The sequence below is a fragment of the Bradyrhizobium diazoefficiens genome (assembly GCF_016616885.1).
GTDB lineage: Bacteria > Pseudomonadota > Alphaproteobacteria > Rhizobiales > Xanthobacteraceae > Bradyrhizobium > Bradyrhizobium diazoefficiens_F.
In genome coordinates, this window is sequence record NZ_CP067102.1 from 2100392 (window position 1) to 2124355 (window position 23964).

Sequence of the window (23964 nt, forward strand, 5' to 3'; positions counted from 1 at the left end):
GGCCTATCGCGCTCGGGGCGTCACGCATTACTCAGCCGGCGGCCTGCTCTTCTGCGCGAAGTTGAGGCCGCCGACCACTTGTTGGGTCGGCAGGACCTCCATGAAGGCGACATTCATGCGCGCCGGCGATCCAATCGCAAATGCGATCGAATTGGCGATGTCTTCGGGCTGGAGAGCATCATAATCGTCGAAGAAGCGGCGCTTGGCTTCAGCCAGATCGCCCAGCAGCCGTCCGAAGACTTCGGTCTCGACCCGTGCCGGCGATATCTCGGTGACGCGAACCCTGGTTCCGTAGAGATCGACGCGCAATTGCTGCGACAGGGAGTGAATGCCGGCTTTCGTGGCGTGATACACGGTGTTGCCGCCGGCGAATGCATAGTGGCCAGCGATAGAGGAGATATTGACGACGTGGCCGCGGTCGCGACTTGCCATGCCCGGCACGACGAGGTGCGTCAGGTGCAGGACCGCGCGCAGATTAACGTCGATGAGCGTGTCGATATCCTCCGGCGTGGTATCCAGGATGTTGCCGCGCCGGGACTGGCCGGCATTGTTGACGAGGACATCGAACTCGGCCGACTTCGCCAGTGCCGCAAGCGCGTCGAGATCGCTGACGTCCACGGCGCAGGGCTGGCATCCGGTCTCCGCGGCCAAGGCGCTCAAGCGAGCGGCGTCGCGTGCCACGGCGTGAACCTGGAGCCCTTCCGCGCTCAGGCGCCGAACCGTCGCGGCCCCAATCCCAGAGGACGCGCCCGTCACCAAGGCCGTCCGATAATCCGAAAATCCCATCCGCGAGGGCTCCTCTGCTACCGTCCGACCCGCTGGTGGCGTCGGCTGTAACGCGAGCGGAGGACGAGTTCAGCACTAGCTATAGGCCACTCAGGTTCCCGGTGGTAAGAACAATTCCTTCTGATCCCATAGCTTCAGCCTATTGCTGCTGTTGCTGCATTGCTTCCTGTCTGGATATCCGGAGACGCCGTATTGGATACGAAACGTTTGGAGGCCTTCATCAAGGTTGTGGATCTCGGCAGCATGACGAGCGCGGCCAAGGTGCTGAATGTCGCGCAGCCGGCGCTGAGTCAGCATATCGCGAGCCTGGAGGCGGACTTCAAGTGCAAGCTGCTCGATCGCAGTGCCCGCGGGGTCAAGCCCACCGAAGCAGGACGAATCCTCTACCGCTATGCCAAGTCGATCCAGCGGCAGATCGAAGAGGCCAGGCGCACCATTCTGGACAGCAAGCCGGAATTAACCGGCAATGTCACGATCGGTCTGGCCCCGCTCAGCTCGGCGGCATTGCTCGCGACCCCGCTACTGATGCAGGTGCGTGAACGCTATCCCGGCATCGTGCCGCACATCTACGACAGCTCCGGGGTCATGCTCAGCGAGATGATCCTGAAGGGGAGCATGGATATCGCTGTCCTCTACGGCGAACGCCCGGTGACCGGTCTCGACTACAAGCCGCTGATGCGCGAGTACTTTTATCTTGTCGTGCCCCGCAGCATGTATCCGGAGCAGATGCCTGCAGAGGAAGTATCGGCGACGGAGGTCGCGCAATTCGACCTGCTTCTGCCATATCGGGAATCCTTCCTGCGACAAACGGTCGAGCGCGTCTGCGCCGAGGTGGGACTCCGCCCGCGCATCGTTGCCGAGATCCATTCTCAATCGACCCTATCTTCGGCGATTGCAGCCGGAGTGGGGGCGGCAGTGCTGCCCATGTCGATCGCAAAAGAATTGCCGAACGTCGACGAACTCTGCATTCGGCGGATCAATGCGCCGTCGGCCTCACAACAGATGTCGCTGTGCATTTCAGATGGCGCTGCGTTGTCCGATGCCGCATTCGCCGTTTACAAAATATTGCTTGAGATCATCGTCAAGACCTGGGGGCCGCTCGATCTCCATCTCGGCCCGGCGACCATCGCCACGGGGGGCTCAACGTCGCCTCTGGGCCGGTCGAAGGCTGAGCCATAACGAAACACGATGCGGCAATCCTAAAATCTGAATTTGCCGCGCCAAGGCGGTTAGTTATGGAGGTGTAACGGAAATCGCGGCTGCAAGGAGGTTATCATGGTGCATGTGATCAGGACATTCGATCGGCCCGCGGCCGAGCTTGTCGAGCGCATCAAGAAGTTTCCTCCGTCCACCCTTCACGAGGCGCAGGGGCGATTGGGCGCGCTGACTTCCCGCATCAAGCCGATCTATTCCGGGATGCGCGCCTGCGGACCGGCGCTGACGGTGAGCTGCCATCCAGCCGACAACATGATGCTGATCACGGCGATTTCGCTGGCCAAGCCGGGCGACGTGCTCGTGGTGAGCGCGGGCGATCATCCCGAGCAGGGCGGCTTCGGCGAGGTACTGGCGACGGCCTGCGTCGCCAAGGGCATCGTCGGGCTGGTCACTGATGCCGGCGTTCGCGATGGTCTCGCGGTGCGCGACACCGGCTTCAACGTCTTCTCCTACGGCCTCTGCATGAAGGGCACTGTTAAAGAGACGCTTGGCACCATCAATCAGCCAATCGTCATCGGCGGGATTACGGTTCGTCCCGGCGATATCGTCAGTGCCGACGACGACGGTGTGGTGATCGTGCCCAAAGAGAACATTGCCGACGTTTGCGTCAAGTCGGCGGCGCGCGAGGAGAAGGAGGCCGGCATCATGAAGGCCCTCAAGGCCGGCGGTGACATCCTCGAACTCTCCGGCATCGGCAAGGTGCTGGAGTCCAAGGGCTGCACATTCGCCTAAGGGGTTACGCGCCGCCGGCGCGCAATAACGGGAAGACAAGTGGCAGCCATTCGCGGCTCGGGCGAGCATCGGTACCGCGTCGTCGACAATTGGGCGAAGCTATCGGATGGCTGGCAGCTCACCGACGTCGCCTCCGTCGCAGTCAACAGCAAGGTTTGCATCTACGTCTTCATGGGCTCGGTTGATGGTGGAATGATGATAACAGAGCGCTTCCATCGTCTGCCTCCAAAGAATACGTAACTTCCAAAGGAAGTAGAGAAAGCAACTTGGTCCGCTGACAGACATCGCAATTAGAGACACCTGCTTCTCGGGCTCTGCGAAATGGAATCCCTGCCGGTTCGCCGGAAATTTCCTGTCTTGGCTGCGCCGTACACCATTGGCGAGTGCAGACGGATCGACGGATTTCCCTTACGTGAATATCGGCCTGCCCAAATATGATCCGAAATTGGCTTCTGATCGAATTGAGAAATGAGGCGAAAGCACATCATGTGGCCTTAGTCGCACGATGCGCCGCCGTGCTGCGGTTCTAATTGAGATCGAGCAGTGCGAAAAGGGCGCGGCCTCTGGCGCTCTGCTCTACATCGCCGTGCGTTTAAGATGAGCACGAAATAACTTGAACCTGACGTAGCATCAGGTTGTAGCCTTGGCGGCGCCTGCAGCTCATTGAGAAACCAATTCGAGCGGCGTGGCTATTGTCAGCGCTTGTCATTTGAGGGTGATGAGTGATCGTCGAGGAACATCTCATGCCAGGGTGGCAAGGCGCAGGCTATTGGAATGGGCTTAGACAAGCCCGCGACCATCGACCCGACCAGGGAGAGACGTTACCATGAACGCATCAAAGCCTTTTCCGCTCAACGCCTGGTACGCTGCTGCATGGTGCCACGAAATCGGCCGCGAGCTTTCCGCCCGCATCATCTGCGGCAAGAACGTCGTGCTCTACCGGCTCACCGACGGGGTGATCGCCGCGCTGGAGGATGCCTGCTGGCACCGGCTGCTGCCGCTGTCGCTCGGACATCTCAAGGGCGATGACGTCATGTGTGGCTATCACGGGCTGATCTTCAATTCGGCCGGCCGCTGCACCTACATGCCCGCGCAGAAGACGATCAATCCGTCAGCCTGCGTGCGCGCCTATCCGGTCGTCGAGCGGCATCGCCTGGTCTGGCTGTGGCCCGGTGACCCCGCGCTGGCGGACCCTGCCACAATTCCGGATTTTCACCGGAACGACGGCACGCAATGGGTCGGCGAGGGGGGCACGTTCTATCAGTTGAGATGCGACTATCGCCTTGTGATCGACAATCTCATGGACCTCACTCACGAGACGTATGTTCACGCCGGCAGCATCGGTGACGAGGCGATCACGGCCGCGCCCTTCGATGTGACCCACACCGACGACACGGCGACGATGACGCGCTGGATGATCGACATCGAGCCGCCCCCGTTCTGGGCGCGCCAGCTCGGACGGCCGGGCCGTGTCGATCGCTGGCAAATCGTGACGTTCCAGGCACCGTCGGTCGTCGTCGGCGATGTCGGCGTGGCGTTGACGGGTACGGGCGCGCCGCAAGGCGACCGCTCGCACGGCGCCAACGGCGCGTTCTTGGCGGCGATCACCCCCGAGACCGAGATGACCTGCCATTATTTCTGGAACTTCGTCCGAAATTATCGCAGGGATGATGCGCAATTGACGAAAGAGCTCCAGCTCGCCCACGTGAATGGCGGAGCGGGCGTCTACGATCAGGATCACAGGATCTTGGAGGCGCAGCAGGCCGCGATCGACAAGAACCCGCGTTCGCCCTTCTACGATCTCAACATCGATGCGGGCTCGCTCTGGGCGCGGCGGCTGATCGATCGGATGCTGGCCGACGAACAGGCCCGCGTGATCGCAAATGTTGCGGCCGAGTGAGCGAAAGGTCATGACCAAGCCGATCGAATGGGCAGCCGCGCGCCTTCGCGCCACGCGCGAGCTTACGCCTGACGTCCGTCTCTTCGAGATCGAGCCGGACCGCGCATTCGTCACCGCAACGCCCGGCAGTCACATCGACGTCGTTGTGCCCATTGACGGCCGGCCGCAGCTTCGCAGCTATTCACTGATAGGAGCTTGTCCGGACGGACTCTATCGCATCGCCGTCAAGCGGCTCGCGTCTAGCCGGGGCGGGTCTACTGGCATGTGGCGCCTCAAGGTGGGCGAACGGCTTACGATCTCCGCGCCGAGCAACAGCTTCGAATTGAGCTACGGCCGGCCGGAATATCTGCTGCTCGCCGGCGGCATCGGCATCACGCCGATCTACACAATGGCACTGGCGCTGAAGCAAGCGGGCGCGAATTTTCGCCTGCTCTATGCCGCGCGCAGCCGCGGCGACTTGGCTCTCGCAGACGAGCTAGCCCGTTACATCGGCGAACGGCTCCAGCTCTTCGTCGGTGAAGAGGGACAGCGCATCGACATCGCCGGCGAGATCGCCCAACTCGATCGGCGGGGCGAGCTTTATGTGTGTGGCCCGTTCGGCATGATGGAGGCGACCAGGCGCCTGTGGTGCGAAGTAGGCAGGCCCGTGGCGCACCTCCGCTACGAGACGTTTGGCAATGCTGGCAACTTTGCGGACGTGCCGTTCAAGATTAGGATTCCCCGGCTGGGTCTCGAAATCGAGGTCCCCGCCAACCGGTCCATGCTGGATGCGCTTGAAGATGCAGGCGTCGACATGATCTTCGGTTGCCGACGCGGGGAATGTGGGCTGTGCGTCCTGCCGATTCTGGAGGCGTCGGCCCCGGTCGATCATCGCGACGTGTTCTTCAGCAGCGAGGAGCAGGCGACGAACGAGAAGCTGTGCACCTGCGTGTCGCGCGCGGTCAGCGGTTGCATTACCATCGATACGCCCGATCGTCTGCCGACCCAGCGTCATTCCTCGGCGTCCCAATCGTGCAGGGGTTGAGCAACGTGTACGTCATGCTGTGGATCGGCGTAGCCACGGTGAGTTCGCCGAGGTGCTCGACACCGACTGCGCTGCCGTGAAGGGCCTCAAAGGCGCCGAGCACGCGCTCCATTCACCCCAGGAGGTACGTGACCACGGCCCCACAGGCCCTGGCGCGAAACGTCGTCCGTTGACAGTTTCTTGAAGCCATAGCGTAGGAAGACGCTTGTCGCCACGCCTGAGGATTGCGACCTACCGCACCGCTCCGGTCTCGCTAATCGCGCTCATGCTGGCACGACAGCCGAGGTCGAGGCCGGCAGCTCGCCGCGCCGTCCGAACGCGGGCGTTCGGTGGGACTCGCACCAGCGGTGCGTCGTAATCGGATTTCTCGCTGGCCGTTTCGTATCTGGAGTGATTGCCGACCTCGGTGCTGGAGGTCGGTCTATCTTGCTTCCGCGCTGCCAATGTTCACAAGCGCGTTGCTCGTGCGGCTCCTACCACCTCAAGCCGTGACACAGGCCTCTGAGAGCTATGAAAGGGTGCTTCTATCCCGGAGCTATCGCTGAAAATTTGTGACGGGGGAATCGGAAAGGCGGCATATCGTGGGGGTGCCTGAAGCCTCCACAAACATTTCAATGGATCTTCCTGCCGCCTTCGGCGAAACGATCGAGACATCGGCCTCGATGATGCCTTCCGAGCGGAGCCTCTTCAGCCGTCCTTGACATGCGGTCGCAGAAAGCCCGGCCAATTCGCTGATCCCTCGGAAGTTAGACGGTTGTTCTTTTGCACAATCTTGAGGATGCGGACATCCCTTCGGTCGTATCGCGCTACCGGCTCCCCCCTTTGAGGTGGATTCCGTCGCCATGTGACGATGCGATGCAGAAAGTCCTCCGAATGACAGGAAAATGCAACGAAAACAGTTATGCAACACGAGTATGTTGAATGACAGTTTTACGACACCTCTGCTGCTGAACGATGCCAATTAGGACATCGACCCAACCACCCGGCGGTCGCCACTTTGCAGATTCGAGCCCACAGCAAACCGGGAAAGCAAAAGCCATGACAACCACCGTGCTTTCAGATCCTCGAGAAATCCTTGCAGAGGACGTGAAGGAAGCCCTTCTGAGATACTATTCTGGGCGGCGCAAAGTCGCGATTTCTATCAGTAAGCCAACCAGCGACTGCCCACTGCTATCTCTCTTGCTGGAGGGTGGACAGAGGCTTCATCTCAGTGTGACGGAAGCACGGTCATGATCCTGTTTCCGCGGCGACCCGAGCGTGACTTGCGTATCCTTCCAGTGGCGACGCCTTGTCGACAGTATTTCATGGGCAATCATGACCTTGTCTCCGACAGCTTCCTGGCGCTGACCGCAGTCGGTCTCGTAGTGCTCAGTTCAAGCCTGCTCGCCTTTGCCTAAGGAGAACGCGTTGGCGCGTTTTGCGCTCTTGTCAATGAAGGCTCCGTTTGAGGATGAGATGCTCTGCAACTCAGAATCGATGATTGTGCTCTAATTTTTTCGCAGGCGGTCACAATGAGCAATTTCAACCAGGAAAGCGTGCTGAGCGTTCATCACTGGACCGACAATCTCTTCAGCTTCACCACCACGCGGGATCCATCATTCTGCTTCCGCAGCGGTGAATTCACGATGATCGGGCTCAAGGTCGACGAGAAGCCATTGTTACGTGCGTACAGTCTCGCCAGCGCCCATTACGAGGACCGGCTCGAATTTTTCTCGACTAAGGTGCCGGATGGTCCCTTAAGCTCGCGTCTGCAGCATCTGAAGGAGGGTGACGAGATCATCGTCAGCCGCAAGGCGACGGGGACGCTGGTCATCGATAATCTCGAGGACGGGCGCAATCTCTATCTGATCGGCACCGGCACCGGGCTTGCGCCGTTCCTGAGCGTGATCAAGAATCCCGAAACCTATCTGCGATTCGACAATGTCGTGCTGCTACATGGCTGCCGCCGGATCGCCGAGCTCGCCTATGGCGAGATGATCACGGAAAAACTGCCGAGCGATGAGCTGGTCGGCGACTTCGTGCGGTACCAGCTGATCTATTATCCGACCGTCACGCGCGATCCCTTCCACAACCGCGGTAGGATCACCGATCTGATCGCGTCAGGCACGCTGTTTACGGACATTGAGCTGCCGGCACTCCAGCCGCAGCATGACCGCGTCATGATTTGCGGCAGCCCTGCACTGGTGCGCGATGCCCGCGAGCTGTTGGTGGCGAGGGGCTTTGTCGAAGGCAATCACGGCGAGCCCGCGCAATTCGTGGTCGAAAAGGCGTCTGCCGAACGCAATGGTTTGAGCCCGTTCGCGGACAATGGTTCTACATGAATCATGATGCAAGGAGGAATCGCCGTGAAGCACCGGCGATGACAGACGAACAACGCGAGCTGGAGCGCTGCAAGCAAGAGATTGCGCATCTCAGACAGTTGGTTGTGCAGCTTTCTGAAATTGTCTTGCGCAACGTCGTAGAGAGCGACGAGGGGCGACAATTGGCACGCCCGTGGGTCTCTGAGTGACCCCGAAGAGGCGCGCTGTTTCCCAGCAGCGCGGCTTCCCGCCTTGGGGGCATGGGAAGCGGCTCCGCCCTTGTGCTCCAGGAGGCGGAGCTCCTAATTTTTAGTTGGAAGCGCGGGATAGGTCTGGAGACACATTGATGACGGGCTGGACGGAGCAACCGCGCCTCGTTGTAGGCGATAGCAGCAATGGCTTCTGAGCTTCAGTGGCGCGCTAATGTTCAGCCGTGACGGCGAATTCTGGTCTCAACTTGCAGCCTATCTCTGCGCTGTGATTGTTGCGATGTCGATGTTGTACGGAATTGGTCAACTTCTAACAGGGGACAATCTTGAACTATCTCTTAAACTCGGATGAGCAATCAGCGCTCTCCGCTCAAGCTGGCATGACCAGCCAGCTCAACAAGGTCCGCCACGTCACCACCATCACTAAGGTCGCGATGGACCTCGGTGAAGACGAAGATTGGCTGCGAGACGTCGCCTGTCAGCTATCGATCCGCTCTCTATTCTGGCGCGGTCGTCTGAGTTGTGATGCCTCTCTAATGCTGAGAGCTGTCTTCCCTTTATCAGAAACAACATAGACGACGTGTGGAGGCATAGCCGAGATTCCGGCTTCCAGGAGACAGCCTAACTCGCATAGACGTCTGGCGCGACCATAGACGCCTTTCCATGGACGCCACGCGCTACTTCCTTCCCTCATCGCTTCTCGCAAGCATTCAAAATCAAGCTTTTCTAGGGCCATAATCTATTCCGGGTCTTGGCGCGGTATCCGTTAGTTTACAGACACTCTTCGCAGTCGCACTATCAAGACAACCACTGGACCCTCGAGCAGCCATGTGCCGTCGGGGACGGCTAATAAGCCCAGCGGTCTCCTCGCCTCGTCCGTGATCCGTCACGATAGCCGAAAGTAACTGATCCCAGAGCTTTGTCGCGCCCTCTGGCGCGCGTTTGGCAGACTTCGACGAGTTCTTCGTAGGATTCTTCACTAACGCGCTCGTCAAGGACCGTTCTCAAATACCGCGCTTTGCCCGGCAAGGCGGCCTTCAGCGGCTTTCAATTACCCACATTTAGCCGAGAGGGCTGAGGGAGCGCACCAACTATTGCATCGCAGGAATCGACCGTGATTCCTTGTCTGGCACCGATTCGCAGGGGGGCGGTGCCAATGGACGAAGAAGCCGACGCATGGTTTGATCGCGAGCTCGCTGGCTGCAGCCTTGCCGACGAGCGCCTGAATAAGCGTCTCCGCAAACTGGTAGCGCAGATCGGGAGCGCCATGGGCGAAAGCATTCCGCTGGTGTGCCAGGACTGGGCCAACACCAAGGCGGCCTATCGCTTTTTCTCCAACGACCGGGTCAGCGAGGCGGAGATCCTGGGTGGTCACTTTCAATCGACGCGTGACCGCATGGTTGCCACCGATGGTCCCGTCCTTGTGCTCCACGACACGACGGAGTTCACCTATCAAAGAGAAAACAAGGACGCGATCGGGATCACCAAAAGCATAAACAGCGGGCGCGACAAGGCAGGCCGCCTGAGATCGCACACGGTCTGCGGCATCCTGATGCACTCGAGCCTGGCGGTGACGACGGAAGGGCTGCCGCTTGGATTGACGGCTGTCAAATTCTGGACTCGGAAGAAATTCAAGGGGACTGCCGCGCTTAAGAAGAAGATCAATCCGACGCGCGTTCCCATCGAGAAGAAGGAGAGCATTCGGTGGCTGGACAATGTCCGGCAATCCACAGAGCTGCTGGGTGATCCGGAACGATGCATCCATGTCGGCGATCGCGAGAGCGACATCTATGAGTTGTTCTGCTCGGCTCGAGAAGCTGGAACGCATTTCGTGATCAGGACTTGCGTTGACCGCTTGGCTGGGGATGGGGATCACACGATCGCCGACGAAATGGACGAGGTCGCGGTCAAAGGACTGCATCGCATCGACGTCAGAGACAACAACGGCGATACCGATGAAGCCGTCCTCGAGATCAGATATCGCAAGATTCGCGTCCTGCCGCCGATTGGAAAGCAGAAGCGCTATCCCGCGCAGACCTTGACGGTGATCCATGCCGAAGAGCGCGTGACGCCGAAGAACAGAAAGAAAATCGAGTGGAAGCTCATCACAGATCTGCCCGTTGGCTCCCGCGCGGACGCTATTGAGAAGCTCGAATGGTATGCCTTGAGATGGAAAATCGAAGTCTTCCACAAGATCCTTAAATCGGGCTGCAAAGCTGAAGAATCGAAGCTCCGGACTGCCCAGCGTCTGACCAACCTGATATCGGTCTTTTGCATCCTCAGTTGGCGGGTCTTCTGGATGACGATGCTCAATCGATCAGCTCCACGGGCACTGCCGACTCTTGCGTTGACCGCGACTGAAATCGCCCTGCTCGATCGCCTCGTGAATGACAAACCGCAAGCTCGACGGAAGACCCTCTCACATTACCTGACCAAGATCGCACGGCTCGGCGGTTATCTCGCCCGCACCAGCGATCCGCCGCCTGGCAATACCGTCATGTGGCGCGGGTTGTCACGCCTCACCGATATCGCGCTGGGCGCCATGGTCGGAGCAGAAATTGTGGGTAATTGAAAGCTTCAGCGGACGGATACCACCTGCTCGTTGATTGCCACGGTAAAGGGCTATGGCTCCGACGCAAAGTCAATCAAGGACGACCGCTGCTCTCTCCCATCCGGCAACTCTTCCGCTTGATCGAATGCGCCACGAGCCTCGGAAAAGCTCGTTTATCCGGCAGAGGGGCACATCTGTGCATTGCGGTGCGCGAACCATTGCATCGATCGCGGTACGGGCGGAACGCCGTTGACTTTCTAAACAAGACCGAGATCCGGTTTGGTCGGACAGGGGTGCTTGCGCATCAAGTCAGGATCGACATAGCCGCGGCAGTTGATTCCGTTCGTGTAAACACGGCGCATGCTAGCCAGAAACCGCTAGACTCGAACCCAGCCACCGAAGAGCGCCTAGCTAGAACTTCGACACCTCGTCTTAGCAGCGCGGACTGCAGCTAAGTCTTCTTGATGGCCGTCGAGACCGGTGCGGCAGGTGAGGTGGGCGCCAGCGTGCCCCGGTTGTGCCCCAGAATTTTGGGGGCACACTGTGGGGGAGAGGCGCTGCTAAGTCGCTGAAAAGAAAGAGCTAATGGTGGGCGCACAAGGGATCGAACCTTGGACCTCTCCCGTGTGAAGGGAACGCTCTCCCGCTGAGCTATGCGCCCGGGACCATCATGCAGACGGCCGGACCTTGTCGGCCGGCCGTCGCATTGGAGCCCGCGATTTAGAAGTGCGGGCTAGAAGTGTCAAGTTTTCAGGCGGCTTGGGGCCCGAAAACCTTGGGCCAGTCTCTTAAATTCGGCGGCGAGGCCGGATTTCGGGCTGCTTACGCGCCCTGCTGGCGGGCGCGGGAGGCGTGCGCCTGCAGCGCGCGGATGCGTTCGGCGAGCGTTCCGCCGCCTTCGGGAAGGGCGGCCGCGGCCGCGCCATTGGTCGCGACGCCGTTGGCCGGGCGCGGCGCGGGTTTCGGCGGCTGGCCGGCCTCGGCCGCCAGCAGCGCCTCGATCGGCGAGTTCGGGCCCTCGAGCTGCATCGCGAGTTTTGCGACCTCGGCGGCGATGTCGTTGATGCGCTCGCGCAGCAGCGCGTTCTCCATCCGCTCGGTCGCCCAGGAGCTTTCCGCCTGCTGCTGGATCGCATTGATGTCGCGCTGAAGTTTTGCGCGCTCGTCGCGTGCGGTACGGAGCTGCTCTTCCAGCGCGGCCTTTTCCGCGCGCATCGTCTCGAACGCAGCCGATGACTTGCCGCCGCTCAAGCCGGCGATCTCGACGCGCAGCTCCTTGATGGTGCGCTCGGAGCTTTCATTGGTCTGGCGGAGCTGGTTGTTCTCATAGTCGCGCTCGGCAAGCAGCTTGCCCTGCGTGGCGAGCCGCCCTTCGAGGTCGGCGACGCGGCTTGACAGCATCTCGGCCTCCTTCACCTGCACGATCAGTTGGCGATCGAGCTCGGTGACGCGCTGGCTCAAATTCTCGACGCGGCCGCGCGCATCGCCAAGCTCGCGCGAGGCGGTCTCCGACTCGACGCGCTCCTGCGTCAGCCGCGCCTGCGTGGCGGTGAACTCTTTCTCGGCATCGCCGACGCGGTTTTTCAGCTCTTCGATCTGGGCGCGCACCGCGACCAGCTCGATTTGGCGGCTCTCCGCCATCATCGAGCGGTCGGACAGTTCGGAATTGATTTTTGCGAGCTCGCCCTGCTTGTTGCTCAGCGCAATCTCGGCCTCGCGCAAGGATACGGTCTTGGCGTTGAATTCCTCTTCGGTGGCGCGGAGCTGCTCCTTGACCGCCTTCTCGCGCGCCTCCAGCGCGAAGATCGTGGCGTTCTTCTCGCCGAGTTCGATCTTCATGCGGTTGATGGCGTCGCTCTTCTTGCCGAGCTCGGCGAGCTGGCTCGTGGTCTTGCTCTTGAGCTGGTCGACGCTCATCTCCAGCCGGCGCGCCGACATGGCGAACTCGGCGCGGAGCTGGTCCTTGTCGGCCTGGATCTCCGCCATCGACAGCGGCGTGGCGGCCTCAAGCCGGCGCGTGGTCAGGCGGACCGCGCGGTTATGCACCAGCGGCACGATGGCAAGCCCGCACAGCATCGACAGCAGGAAACCGATCGCCAGGTACATGATCGGTTCGACCATGGGCCAGAACTCCCAGAGCTAAGGAAAAATTTACCAAAGACAATGCATGGCGGGCCAGCAAAAAGCCAGCCCTGCCCTGTTGTTAACGTGAATCCGGAACTGAATCGGAGAAGGGGACCTAGAACGGGTTCCAGGTCGCGCGCGGCGTGTATTTGAGGTAGCCGATATTGGCGCCGAGGCGCAGCCCGAGGCCTGAGCGGATCGGCACCAGCACGATGTTGTTGGACGTGAGCGCCGTCATGCCGAAGCCGCCGATGATGTAGGCCGAGCCGTCGATGCCGGCGAAGCGCTGGTAGATCGCGTTGGTGGCCGGCAGATTATAGACCAGCGTCATGGTGCGCGCGCCGTCGCCGCCCCAATCGAAGCCGAGCGACGGACCCTGCCAGTAGACGCGTAGGTCGCCGGCGTTCTTGGTGTAGAGCGTGCCTTCGCCATAGCGCAGGCCGGCGACGAACGCGCCGGAGCCTTCCTCGCCGAGGATATAGCCGTTCGGCAGGCCCCATTGGCTGACCGCCTTCTCGATGATCGAGGCGAGGCCGCGCGAAACGTTACCGAAGAAGCGATGGCCGGCGGTGACCAGCTCGTCCGGCCCGTAGGTGTTGGGCGTCGGGGTCCGCTGCGGCGGCGGCAGGTCCGGCGGCGGCGCAGCCGTCTGGGCGGAGGCCGGCACGATCCAGCCAGCCAGCGCTACGAGCGCCACTGCGGCAAGGCGTGATGCGAAAGTCATAAAAGAACCCCTGGTATCGATTCCGGTCCGCTTCCCTTAACCTGACGCCAACAGGCACGGTCCTAGGTTGCGCCGGATGTCCCCTCGACTCGGATGTTATCCGCAGCAACTATGACGGCACAACGGCAGGAAGATAGCCCTTTGCGCCCCGGAATTGCCTTGATCGGCCGCCTGGTCTGTCTGCTTGCGGGCATTTGGCTCGCCTGCTCCGGGTTGCCGACGCAGGCTGCCGCCACCGAGCGGATCGTCGTCAATCGCTTCTCGGGCGTCGCCATCGAAGGCTTTGATCCCGTGGCCTATTTCGTTGATGGCGGCCCCGAGCAGGGGACGGCGGAGTTCGAGGCCAATCTCTGGGGCGCGGTCTGGCGCTTCCGGAACGAGGGCAACCGCGCCTCCTTCCTGGCCCATCCCGAAATCTACGGCCCGCAATTCGGCGGCTACGATCCCGCCGACATCGCGCGCGGCGTGACCGTCGCTGGCAATCCCCGCTTCTTCGTGATCTCGGCGCAGCGGCTCTATCTGTTCAGCCGCGAAGCCAACCGCGACGCCTTCGCCGCCGATCCGGAACGCTTCCTGTATGACGTCGGCAAGCGCTGGCCGGCGCTTCAGGACAAGCTCAGCCAGTAGGCATGACCGCCCCGGCATCGCCCCAGGCGATGAATGCCGGGATGATGAAGCCGGTGTCGCCACGCTCGCCGAACCGGATCTCGCCGCCCTTGCCGTCGGTCACCTTGCCGCCGGCCGCCGTGACCACGGCGCAGCCCGCCCCGACGTCCCATTCCGAGGTCGGCCCGAAGCGGGGATAGATATCGGCACTGCCCTCGGCGATGCGGCCGAATTTGACCGCCGAGCCGCACGTCTTTCTGACCGCATTGGGCCGGCTGTCGATGAACGCGTCGCTTGTCGGGTCGCCATGCGAGCGGCTCACCGCCGCGACCCAGGGCTCGCCGGGCCCGGGCAATTTGCGGGTCCGGATCGGCTCGGCAGCGCCGATGGTGGTGCCGTCAAACGTCAGGCGCTCGGCGCCGCGGCCGACGATGCCGCGCCAGAGCAGCCCGAGCGCGGGCGCGGCGACGATGCCGAGCAGTGGCACGCCCTCGGTCACGAGGGCGAGGTTGACGGTGAACTCGTCGCGCCCGGCGACGAACTCCTTGGTGCCGTCGAGCGGGTCGATCAGGAAGAAGCTGCCGCGAAACGGCGGCGAGGCGAGCTGGCACCGCTCCTCCGAGAGCGACGGCACGTCGTTCGCAAGCCTGGCCAGGCCCTCCGCAATGATTCGGTCGGCGGCGAGGTCGGCCTCTGTGACCGGCGAGCCGTCCTGCTTGCCGTCGACCCGCATCGCTGCGCGGTTGACGCTAAGGATCGCTTCGCCGGCCTGAACCACCAGCGCGGTCAGCGGCTCCATCAGCCGGGATGCGGCCTCGCCGTCGATAATCCTCACCTGCATGCCTCATTCATCGGCAATTCCATCCCCACTCGACTGATTCGCCCGCGGCTTTATGACCGCCTCGATCCGATCGCAAGCTAGCTGCCACAGGCTTGCGAATGTTAGAACCCCTGCCATCCGTCAAGCATGCTTGATTCGCCGCGTTCGCGCCGTGCAATTCCAGGAACCCTTTATGTCTGACGCTCCGTCACCCGCTACCGCTACTGCTCCCGATGCGCTCGAACTCGCGGCGCTCCTGTGCTCGCGGGTCTGCCATGATCTCATCAGCCCTGTCGGCGCCATCGTCAATGGCCTCGAAGTGCTCGATGACGACCCCAAGCCCGAGGACCGCGAATTCGCGCTCGACCTGATCCGCAAGAGTGCGAAGACGGCCTCCGCCCGCCTGCAATTCTGTCGCCTCGCTTTCGGTGCGGCCGGCTCCTCCGGCGCCCAGATCGACCTCGGCGATGCCCAGACCATGGCGCGTGGCCACATCGAGGACGGCAAGTGCACGATCACGTGGAATCTGCCGCGGCTGCTGCTGCCGAAGAATCGCGTCAAGCTGCTGCTCAATATGCTTGTCGTGTCCCAGCACACGATCCCGCGCGGCGGCATGCTCACGATCGATCCGATCGGCGAGGGCGAGACGATGAGTTTCCGCATCACTGCGACCGGACACAATGCACGCCTGCCGCAGAACATCTCCGAGCTTCTGAGCGGTGAACGCGGGCCGGCTGCGGATGCGCACGCGATCCAGCCTTATTACACGCGGCTCTTGGCGCAGGCCTGCGGGCTCACCGTGACGCTCAAGCTGGAGGGCGAAGCCGTCATCGTTACCGCTTCGTAAACGCGCCCGTCGCTTTCAGAGGTTAATCGAATCTTTACGAGGCGCTTCGGCTTGTCCGGAGCGCCTTATCTCTTTGTTGGTTCCGTTCTTTTGCACATACTCAACCAATATTAAACGCTTTGCGGTGAAGCTGGCCCCATTCTGAAATGGCGCATCACAATTCGTGCGTGCCCTCTCTGTATGAAGGCCTGTTTTCATGGATGATCTGTTGCGGGAGTTTCTGACGGAGACCAGCGAGAGCCTGGACACCGTCGACAATCAGCTGGTGAAGTTCGAGCAGGAGCCGAACAACGCCAAGATCCTGGATAACATCTTCCGCCTGGTCCACACCATCAAGGGTACGTGCGGCTTCCTCGGACTGCCGCGGCTTGAAGCGCTGGCGCATGCCGGCGAGACGCTGATGGGCAAGTTCCGCGACGGCATGCCGGTGACGGGACCGGCGGTGACGCTGATCCTGTCCTCGATCGACCGCATCAAGGAAATTCTCGCAGGCCTGGAGGCGACCGAAGCCGAGCCCGAAGGCAACGACCGCGATCTCATCGACAAGCTCGAAGCGATGGTCGAGCAGGGCATGGCGGCTATGTCAGCGTCGGCGCAGCCGATCGCCTCAGGCTCGGCGCAGCCGATGCCGTCAGGCTCGGCGCAGCCGATCGCCTCAGCCAGTGCCGCCGCTGTCGTTGCTGAAGCGCCGCCGCTGGTGCCGGAAGCGCCCGCCGCCGCGGCGCCCGCGCCCGCCAAAGAGATGAGCACGGGCACGCTGATCGACCAGACCCTGGAGCGTCCGCTGCGTCCGGGCGAGGTCTCGCTCGACGATCTCGAGCGCGCCTTCCGCGAGACCGCGATCGAAGCGCCGGTGCCCGCGCCGGTCGCCAAGGTTGAAGTGAAGGCTCAGCCTGCGCCGGCTGCTGAAGCGCCGGCCCCCGCCGCCAAGGAAGCTGCCAAGGAAGCTGTGAAGGAAACTGCCAAGGAAGCTGTGAAGGCGCCCAAGGAGAAGGCCGCGCCGAAGAAGTCGATGGCCGACGAGGGGGCCGCCGAAGGCGACCGCGTCGCCAACCAGTCGATCCGCGTCAACGTGGATACGCTGGAGCATCTGATGACCATGGTCTCCGAGCTGGTGCTGACCCGCAACCAGCTGCTGGAGATCTCACGGCGCAACGAGGACACCGAGTTCAAGGTGCCGTTGCAGCGTCTCTCCAACGTCACCGCCGAGCTGCAGGAAGGCGTCATGAAGACGCGCATGCAGCCGATCGGCAATGCCTGGCAGAAGCTGCCCCGCATCGTCCGCGACCTCTCGAGCGAGCTCGGCAAGCAGATCGATCTGGAGATGCACGGCGCCGACACCGAGCTCGACCGCCAGGTGCTCGATCTGATCAAGGACCCGCTCACCCACATGGTGCGCAACTCCGCCGATCATGGCCTGGAGACCCCCGCCGAGCGTCTGGCCTCCGGCAAGGGCGAGCAGGGCACCATCCGTCTCTCCGCCTATCACGAGGGCGGCCACATCATCATCTGCATCGCCGACAACGGCCGCGGCCTCAACACCGAGAGAATCAAGGCCAAGGCGATCTCCTCAGGTCTCGTCACCGAGGCTGAGCTGGAGAAGATGTCGGAAGCCCAGATCCACAAGTTCATCTTCGCGCCCGGCTTCTCGACCGCGGCCGCCATCACCTCGGTGTCGGGGCGCGGCGTCGGCATGGACGTGGTCCGCACCAATATCGACCAGATCGGCGGCACTATCGACATCAAGTCGGTGGCCGGCGAGGGCTCCTCCGTCACCATCAAGATCCCGCTGACCTTGGCGATCGTCTCGGCACTGATCGTGGAGGCCGCCGGCGATCGTTTCGCGATCCCGCAGCTCTCGGTGGTCGAGCTGGTGCGCGCCCGCGCCAACTCGGAGCACCGCATCGAGCGGATCAAGGACACGGCCGTCCTCAGGTTGCGCAACAAGCTCTTGCCGCTGATCCATCTGAAGAAGCTCCTCAAGATCGACGACGGTGCCGCCTCCGATCCCGAGAACGGCTTCATCGTGGTCACGCAGGTCGGCAGCCAGACTTTTGGCATCGTCGTCGACGGCGTGTTCCACACCGAAGAGATCGTGGTCAAGCCGATGTCGACGAAGCTCCGTCACATCGACATGTTCTCGGGCAATACCATTTTGGGCGATGGCGCGGTCATCATGATCATCGACCCCAACGGCATTGCCAAGGCGCTCGGCGCCGCCGGCTCCTCGGCCCATGACATGGCCGACGACAATGGTGCGCACCACATCGGAAGTGGCGAGCAGACCACCTCGCTGCTGGTGTTCCGCGCCGGCTCGTCCCAGCCCAAGGCGGTTCCGCTCGGGCTCGTCACCCGTCTGGAAGAGCTTCCGGCCGACAAGATCGAGTTCTCCAACGGCCGCTACATGGTGCAGTACCGCGAGCAGCTGATGCCGCTGGTGGCGATGGAGAGCGTCACCATCGCGTCCCAGGGCGCGCAACCGATCCTGGTGTTCGCCGATGACGGCCGCTCCATGGGTCTCGTCGTCGACGAGATCATCGACATCGTCGAGGAGCGGCTCAACATCGAGGTCGGCGGCTCGGCTAGCGGCATCCTGGGCTCGGCCGTGATCAAGGGCCAGGCCACCGAGGTGATCGACGTCGGCCACTTCCTGCCGATGGCGTTCGCCGACTGGTTCACCCGCAAGGAGATGAAGCCGTCGATGCACTCGCAGGCGGTGCTGCTGGTCGACGACTCAGCCTTCTTCCGCAACATGCTGGCGCCGGTGCTCAAGGCCGCCGGCTACCGCGTCCGCACCGCGCCGACCGCGCAGGAGGGCCTGGCAGCGCTCCGCGCCCAGAGCTTCGACGTGGTCCTGACCGACATCGAGATGCCCGACATGAACGGGTTCGAGTTTGCGGAAGTGATCCGCTCCGACAGCAATCTGGGCGCGATGCCGATCATCGGCCTCTCGGCGCTGGTGTCGCCGGCCGCGATCGAGCGCGGCCGTCAGGCCGGCTTCCACGACTATGTCGCCAAGTTCGACCGTCCCGGTCTGATCGCGGCGCTGAAGGAACAGACCGCGGGCGCCGCCGGCGCCTCCGATCTGAGCCGGGCAGCGGCCTGAGCCGGACCTGAGGAGACACATCGATGAGCAAGAAGATGCAAACCGGCGAAGGCGCCATGGTCGAGTACGTCACCGCGATGATCGGCGGCCAGCTGTTCGGCCTGCCGATCTCCCGCGTCCAGGACGTGTTCATGCCCGAGCGCGTCACCCGCGTCCCCCTGTCCTCGCGCGAGATCGCGGGCGTGTTGAACCTGCGCGGCCGCATCGTCACCGTGGTCGACATGCGCGCCCGGCTCGGCCTGCCCAAGCCGGAAGACGGCAAGACGGCGATGGCGGTCGGCGTCGACATGCGCGGTGAATCCTATGGCCTCCTGATCGACCAGATCGGCGAAGTGCTGCGCCTGTCCGAGGACGGCAAGGAAGACAACCCGGTCAACCTCGACCCCCGCATGGCCAAGCTCGCCGGCGGCGTCCACCGTCTCGACGGACAGCTCATGGTCGTCCTCGACGTCGATCGCGTCCTCGAGCTCGCGCCCGAGATGATGGCGGCCTGATACGGCGGCATCGCCGCCGACGTACTCGCAATTGGAAGTGCCCCCGCACAGGGGATCAGAAGCAGAGGTTCACATGCGAACTTGTCTCGTCGTTGATGATTCCAGCGTCATCCGCAAGGTTGCGCGCCGGATCCTGGAAGGCCTCGACTTTCAGATTCTCGAAGCCGAGGACGGTGAGAAGGCGCTCGAGGCCTGCAAGCGCGGGCTGCCCGACGCCGTGCTGCTCGACTGGAACATGCCGGTCATGGATGGCTACGAGTTCCTCGGCCATCTGCGCCGTATGCCCGGCGGCGACCAGCCCAAAGTGGTGTTCTGCACCACCGAGAACGACGTGGCCCATATTGCGCGCGCACTGCACGCCGGTGCCAACGAGTACATCATGAAGCCGTTCGACAAGGACATCGTGATGGCGAAATTCCAGGAAGTCGGCTTGATCTGAGCGAACACTGGAGGCTGAACGGCTCCTTCGGCGTTTGTTTTCAACTAAACCGTTTCAGTCTGAGTTGGTGAGTAATGAGTGTTGCGTTCGCAGGTAATTCGGCCACTGGCTCGTCGCGCGAAGCGGGACCACTGCGGGTGATGATCGTCGACGACTCCGTCGTCATACGCGGTCTGATCTCGCGCTGGATCGGCGCCGAGCACGACATGGAGGTCGCAGCCTCGCTGCGCACCGGCCTCGAGGCGGTCAACCAGCTCGAACGCATCAATCCCGACGTTGCCGTGCTCGACATCGAAATGCCGGAGCTCGACGGCATCTCGGCGTTGCCGCAACTGCTGACGAAGAAGCGCGATCTCGTCATCATCATGGCCTCGACGCTGACCCGTCGCAACGCGGAGGTCAGCTTCAAGGCGCTGTCGCTCGGCGCAGCCGACTACATCCCGAAACCGGAATCGACGCGTGAGACGTCCGCCGCGGACGTCTTCCATCACGATCTGATCCAGAAGATCCGTCACCTCGGCGCACGGCTGCGCCGGAAGCCGGCCGTGGTGAGCCCGCCGCTGGCGCCGGCGAGCCCGGCTGCGCGCGCGCCGGCTGTTGTGCGGCCCGCAGCGCCCGCATCGGCTCCGGCCGTGCATGCGCCGTCATCGGGCTCGCTCACGACGCGCCCATTCTCGAGCCAGGCGCCGAAGGTGCTACTGATTGGATCTTCGACCGGTGGCCCGCAGGCGCTGATGGCGCTGGTCACCGAACTCGGCTCGGTGATCGACCGCGTTCCGGTGCTGATCACCCAGCACATGCCGCCAACCTTCACCACCATTCTCGCCGAGCACCTCGCGCGTTCGAGCCGCCGGCCCGCAGCCGAGGCGGTCGATGGCGAGCCGGTGAAGCCGGGGCGCATCTACCTCGCGCCCGGCGGCAAGCACATGCGTGTGGTGCGCAGCGGCGCTGAAGCGGCAATCGCGCTCGACGACGGGCCCGCCGTCAATTTCTGCAAGCCCGCGGTCGATCCGCTCTTCACCTCCGCCATCGACATCTGGCATGGCAACATCCTCTCCGTGATCCTGACGGGCATGGGCTCGGACGGCATGCGCGGCGGCAAGGACATCGTCGCTGCCGGCGGCAGTGTGATCGCGCAGGATGAAGCTTCCAGCGTCGTGTGGGGCATGCCCGGCGCAGCTGCCAATGCCGGCATCTGCGCAGCGATCCTGCCGCTCAACCAGATCGGCGCCAAGGTCAACCGCCTGTTCGCGGGAGACCGCTCGTGACGCCCACGGACTATGAGTACCTGCGCAAGTTCCTGAAAGAGCGCTCCGGTCTCGATCTCTCACCCGACAAGCAGTATCTGGTCGAGAGTCGGCTGCTGCCGCTGGCCCGCAAGGCGAGCTTGCCAGGCATCCCGGATCTCGTGCTCAAGATCAGGAACGGCGATGGCCGGCTTGCGACCGACGTGGTCGAAGCCATGACCACCAACGAGACGTTCTTCTTCCGCGACAAGATCCCGTTCGATCACCTGCGCGACAGCATCATGCCCCGCCTGATCCAGGCCCGGGCCGCGCGCAAATCGCTGCGGATCTGGTCGGCGGCTTCGTCGACCGGCCAGGAGCCCTATTCGATCGCGATGTGCCTGAAGGAGATGGGCGCCGCGCTTGCGGGCTGGCGCATCGAGATCGTCGCCACCGATCTGTCGCAGGAGGTGCTGGAGAAATCCAAGGCCGGCGTCTACAGCCAGTTCGAGGTGCAGCGCGGCCTGCCGATCCAGCTGCTGATGAAATACTTCACCCAGTCCGGCGACGTCTGGCAGCTCAAGGCCGATGTCCGTGCGATGGTCCAGTTCCGTCAGCTCAATCTGTTGCAGGACTTCTCCCATCTCGGCACGTTCGACGTCATCTTCTGCCGCAACGTGCTGATCTATTTCGACCAGGACACCAAGGCCGTGATCTTCGAGCGCATGGCGAAGGTCTTGGAAGCGGATGGCGCGCTGTTGTTGGGCGCCGCCGAATCCGTCGTCGGTATCACCGACGCCTTCCGTCCGATCTCCGACCGCCGTGGTCTCTACCAGCTCAATCCGGCGCGCTCCGGCCGCCCGATGGGGGGACTGATGCCGCAGCCGCTGAAAGTCGCCGCGGCGAGGTGAACAGCCGAGCGATCGTCGATCCGAGAGAGCATTGTTGTTGTGGATGACCGGCAGCACCTGACGGCGTCCCTTCTCCGTCATTGTGCGTGACGTTTCACCACTGCGGATTACTCAGCTACCGCGCGCGTAGAATTCGTGCCGCGACGCGGCGCGATCATGGCCCTCTCAGTACCTGAGGAGTGTGCTATGCTCCCGATCGTCCCGTCGGACTGAGGCGGGATTTCATTCCATCATGAACTGTTTTTGAGGAGGACATACCATGCGAATGTCTTGTGCCTCTTATTTCCTGTTGGCGGCGCTGTCGTTGCCGGCGACGGCTTTCGCTGGCGAGCAGGTGCTCGAATTCAAGCTCGTCACCAAGCCGGTGGACGTCAAGGTCACCGAGGTCGCGAACGTCGAAGGCCAGACGGTCATGTCCGGCAAGATGTTTGGCGTCGCCTTCTTCAAGGATGGCCGCATTGCCGTGAAGGACTTTGTCAACTCCAGTGATTTGCTCAAGGGCTCTGGACCGATCTTCGGCTACAGCACCTACACCTTCGACGACGGATCCTCGATCACGGCGCGCTACAGCGGCGCGATCAAGGAGGGGAAGGCAAAGGGCGAATATATGATCCTGTCGGGCACCGGCATGTACGCCAACGCGACGGGCACGGGCGGCTTCGAAAGCGTGCAAAGCGGATTCAAGGGCGCATTCCTGTACGACGGTCGATTCATCGTCAAGACACCCTAGGCGGGCGCTGCGAATCTCTGCGCTCGCGCCCCTTGCGGCGGGGTCGCGAGCGCATCTCACAGAATCGCGTGCGGCAGAAACCGCGAGCTGTTGCCCGTGATCGGGCTTTCGTCCTCGCGGATCGAAAGCCCGCACGGCTCGTGGTTCACCAGCCAGCTCCCCACCACCGGATAGACGCCTGAAAAGTTCGGCAGCGGCGACAGCGCCTGGCGCACAAAGCCTTCGGCGCCGTAGGGGCCGGCGTGATCGTCGAGGGACATTCCGCCCGACAGCAGCGTGACATTGGCGCCTTCGCGCGACAGCAGCGGCTTGCGGACGTAGGAGCTGCCGAGCTCGGCTGCGCGCGGATCGTCCTCGAAGAAGGCCGGCAGCAGATTGGGATGGTTCGGAAACATCTCCCAGAGCAGCGGCAGGATCCCCTTGTTGGAGAGCACCGCCTTCCATGGCGGCTCGATCCAGCGCGTCGGAGCGCCGGCAAGCTTGGCACCGAAGGCGTCGTGAAACATCCATTCCCAGGGGTAGAGCTTGAAGACAAGCGCCATGTCGCGGTCGTCGAGATCGACGAAGCCGCCGGCCTCGTCGCGCCAGCCGATCTCCTCGATGTCGAGCAGCGTGGTCGAGAGGCCTGCCTGGCGCGCGGTGTCTTCGAGATAAGCGAGCGTGCCGGCGTCTTCCTCGCTGCCGGTGGTGCCGGTGAGGTGCAGATGGCGGCCCGCACCGATAGTCTTCCACGCCTCGATCAGCCGCTCGTGGATCGAGTTGAACTGGTCGGCGCGCGCGGGGATGATGCGCCGCTCGATCGCCTGCTCGAGCCAGGTCCATTGAAACACCGCGGCCTCGAAGATCGAGGTCGGTGTGTCCGCATTGTATTCGAGCAGTTTTGCCGGGCCTTCGCCGTCGAATTTCAGGTCGAGCCGGCCGTAGAGGCTGCGGTCGTCGCGCTTCCAGCTTTCCGCGATCAGGTCCCAAAACGTTTCCGGAATCTTGAGCCGCCGCAAATGGCGTTCGTCGCCGATCACGCGACCGGCGAGCTCCAGGCACATCGCATCGATCTCGCCGGTCGGCGTTTCGATGGAGCGCTCGATCTCGTCGAGCGTGAAGGCATAATAGGCGCGCTCGTCCCAATAACGCTCGCCGTCGATGGTGTGGAAGGCGAAGCCGCATTGCTCGGCGGTCTGTTGCCAGTCGTCGCGCTCGGGACAGGTGATGCGTTGCATGTG

General features: G+C 62.6%; 22 protein-coding genes, 1 tRNA gene and 2 pseudogenes. 18 read left to right on the forward strand and 7 right to left on the reverse strand.

Going from position 1 to position 23964, the window contains the following annotated elements; all coding sequences use genetic code 11:
- Positions 1–27: 27 nt before the first annotated feature.
- Complete coding sequence (locus JJC00_RS09475; RefSeq protein WP_200472320.1) at positions 28–786, reverse strand: SDR family oxidoreductase; 759 nt, start codon at positions 784–786, stop codon at positions 28–30.
- A gap of 192 nt (positions 787–978) precedes the next feature.
- Between JJC00_RS09475 and JJC00_RS09480 the strand changes: the two genes are divergently transcribed.
- From JJC00_RS09480 to JJC00_RS09500, 6 genes and pseudogenes are all read left to right on the forward strand, one after another.
- Positions 979–1965 (forward strand): LysR substrate-binding domain-containing protein, encoded by a 987-nt coding sequence (locus JJC00_RS09480; protein WP_200472321.1) that lies wholly within the window; start codon positions 979–981, stop codon positions 1963–1965.
- A gap of 96 nt (positions 1966–2061) precedes the next feature.
- Positions 2062–2733: a 4-carboxy-4-hydroxy-2-oxoadipate aldolase/oxaloacetate decarboxylase gene (locus JJC00_RS09485; protein ID WP_200472322.1), complete on the forward strand. Its 672-nt coding sequence runs from the start codon at positions 2062–2064 to the stop codon at positions 2731–2733.
- Between the two features lie 39 nt (positions 2734–2772).
- Entirely contained in the window at positions 2773–2973 is a 201-nt protein-coding gene (locus tag JJC00_RS09490) for a hypothetical protein (protein ID WP_200474386.1), read from the forward strand.
- Positions 2974–3559: 586 nt separating this feature from the next.
- Entirely contained in the window at positions 3560–4633 is a 1074-nt protein-coding gene (locus JJC00_RS09495; RefSeq protein ID WP_200472323.1) for an aromatic ring-hydroxylating dioxygenase subunit alpha, read from the forward strand.
- 10 nt (positions 4634–4643) lie between these two features.
- Positions 4644–4895 (forward strand): annotated as a pseudogene (locus JJC00_RS38030) (PDR/VanB family oxidoreductase); the annotation flags it as partial.
- Positions 4896–5657 (forward strand): PDR/VanB family oxidoreductase, encoded by a 762-nt coding sequence (locus tag JJC00_RS09500; RefSeq protein WP_246774267.1) that lies wholly within the window; start codon positions 4896–4898, stop codon positions 5655–5657.
- A 592-nt stretch (positions 5658–6249) separates the two neighbouring features.
- On the opposite strand, the pseudogene JJC00_RS38035 reads toward JJC00_RS09500, so the two are convergent.
- A pseudogene (locus JJC00_RS38035) lies at positions 6250–6509 on the reverse strand (winged helix-turn-helix transcriptional regulator); the annotation flags it as partial.
- A 659-nt stretch (positions 6510–7168) separates the two neighbouring features.
- Between JJC00_RS38035 and JJC00_RS09505 the strand changes: the two are divergent.
- From JJC00_RS09505 to JJC00_RS09520, 4 genes are all read left to right on the forward strand, one after another.
- Positions 7169–7978, forward strand: a complete 810-nt coding sequence (locus JJC00_RS09505; RefSeq protein WP_200472325.1) for a ferredoxin--NADP reductase — start codon at positions 7169–7171, stop codon at positions 7976–7978.
- Between the two features lie 38 nt (positions 7979–8016).
- Positions 8017–8166 (forward strand): hypothetical protein, encoded by a 150-nt coding sequence (locus JJC00_RS09510; protein WP_246774156.1) that lies wholly within the window; start codon positions 8017–8019, stop codon positions 8164–8166.
- A 326-nt stretch (positions 8167–8492) separates the two neighbouring features.
- Positions 8493–8741 (forward strand): hypothetical protein, encoded by a 249-nt coding sequence (locus JJC00_RS09515; RefSeq protein ID WP_200472327.1) that lies wholly within the window; start codon positions 8493–8495, stop codon positions 8739–8741.
- Between the two features lie 581 nt (positions 8742–9322).
- Positions 9323–10738, forward strand: a complete 1416-nt coding sequence (locus tag JJC00_RS09520) for an IS4 family transposase (RefSeq protein ID WP_200472328.1) — start codon at positions 9323–9325, stop codon at positions 10736–10738.
- 565 nt (positions 10739–11303) lie between these two features.
- Here the strand turns inward: JJC00_RS09520 and JJC00_RS09525 are convergent.
- The 3 genes from JJC00_RS09525 to JJC00_RS09535 all read right to left on the reverse strand — a co-directional run bounded on the left by JJC00_RS09525 (position 11304) and on the right by JJC00_RS09535 (position 13565).
- A tRNA-Val gene (locus JJC00_RS09525) sits at positions 11304–11378 on the reverse strand.
- 161 nt (positions 11379–11539) lie between these two features.
- Entirely contained in the window at positions 11540–12838 is a 1299-nt protein-coding gene (locus tag JJC00_RS09530) for a hypothetical protein (protein WP_200472329.1), read from the reverse strand.
- Positions 12839–12956: 118 nt separating this feature from the next.
- A complete protein-coding gene (locus JJC00_RS09535; protein WP_200472330.1) occupies positions 12957–13565 on the reverse strand; it encodes a DUF1134 domain-containing protein in 609 nt (202 codons plus the stop codon).
- 141 nt (positions 13566–13706) lie between these two features.
- On the opposite strand from JJC00_RS09535, the gene JJC00_RS09540 reads away from it, so the two are divergent.
- Positions 13707–14192 carry a YHS domain-containing (seleno)protein gene (locus JJC00_RS09540; protein WP_200472331.1) on the forward strand — a complete coding sequence of 162 codons (486 nt, stop codon included), beginning with the start codon at positions 13707–13709 and terminating at the stop codon, positions 14190–14192.
- On the opposite strand, the gene JJC00_RS09545 is transcribed toward JJC00_RS09540, so the two are convergent.
- Complete coding sequence (locus JJC00_RS09545; protein ID WP_200472332.1) at positions 14182–15012, reverse strand: 3'(2'),5'-bisphosphate nucleotidase CysQ family protein; 831 nt, start codon at positions 15010–15012, stop codon at positions 14182–14184. The two genes, JJC00_RS09540 and JJC00_RS09545, sit on opposite strands and share 11 nt — an antisense overlap.
- Before the next feature lie 172 nt (positions 15013–15184).
- Here JJC00_RS09545 and chpT point away from each other — a divergent pair, with 172 nt between their 5' ends.
- The 7 genes from chpT (at position 15185) to JJC00_RS09580 (ending at position 22744) form a co-directional block, all read left to right on the forward strand.
- Complete coding sequence (gene chpT, locus JJC00_RS09550) at positions 15185–15838, forward strand: histidine phosphotransferase ChpT (RefSeq protein WP_200472333.1); 654 nt, start codon at positions 15185–15187, stop codon at positions 15836–15838.
- A 196-nt stretch (positions 15839–16034) separates the two neighbouring features.
- Positions 16035–18944, forward strand: coding sequence for a hybrid sensor histidine kinase/response regulator (locus JJC00_RS09555; protein WP_200472334.1), 2910 nt, complete (start codon positions 16035–16037; stop codon positions 18942–18944).
- A gap of 23 nt (positions 18945–18967) precedes the next feature.
- Positions 18968–19438 carry a chemotaxis protein CheW gene (locus JJC00_RS09560; protein WP_200471247.1) on the forward strand — a complete coding sequence of 157 codons (471 nt, stop codon included), beginning with the start codon at positions 18968–18970 and terminating at the stop codon, positions 19436–19438.
- A 73-nt stretch (positions 19439–19511) separates the two neighbouring features.
- Complete coding sequence (locus JJC00_RS09565; RefSeq protein WP_200472335.1) at positions 19512–19877, forward strand: response regulator; 366 nt, start codon at positions 19512–19514, stop codon at positions 19875–19877.
- 74 nt (positions 19878–19951) lie between these two features.
- Entirely contained in the window at positions 19952–21145 is a 1194-nt protein-coding gene (locus JJC00_RS09570; RefSeq protein WP_200472336.1) for a protein-glutamate methylesterase/protein-glutamine glutaminase, read from the forward strand.
- On the forward strand, positions 21142–22014 hold the full coding sequence (locus JJC00_RS09575) for a CheR family methyltransferase (protein ID WP_200472337.1): 873 nt from the start codon (positions 21142–21144) through the stop codon (positions 22012–22014). Before JJC00_RS09570 ends, JJC00_RS09575 begins: the two co-directional genes overlap by 4 nt.
- Before the next feature lie 259 nt (positions 22015–22273).
- Entirely contained in the window at positions 22274–22744 is a 471-nt protein-coding gene (locus JJC00_RS09580; RefSeq protein WP_200472338.1) for a hypothetical protein, read from the forward strand.
- Positions 22745–22800: 56 nt separating this feature from the next.
- Here the strand turns inward: JJC00_RS09580 and JJC00_RS09585 are convergent, their stop codons facing one another.
- Positions 22801–23961: a glutathionylspermidine synthase family protein gene (locus tag JJC00_RS09585; RefSeq protein WP_200472339.1), complete on the reverse strand. Its 1161-nt coding sequence runs from the start codon at positions 23959–23961 to the stop codon at positions 22801–22803.
- Positions 23962–23964 lie beyond the last annotated feature (3 nt).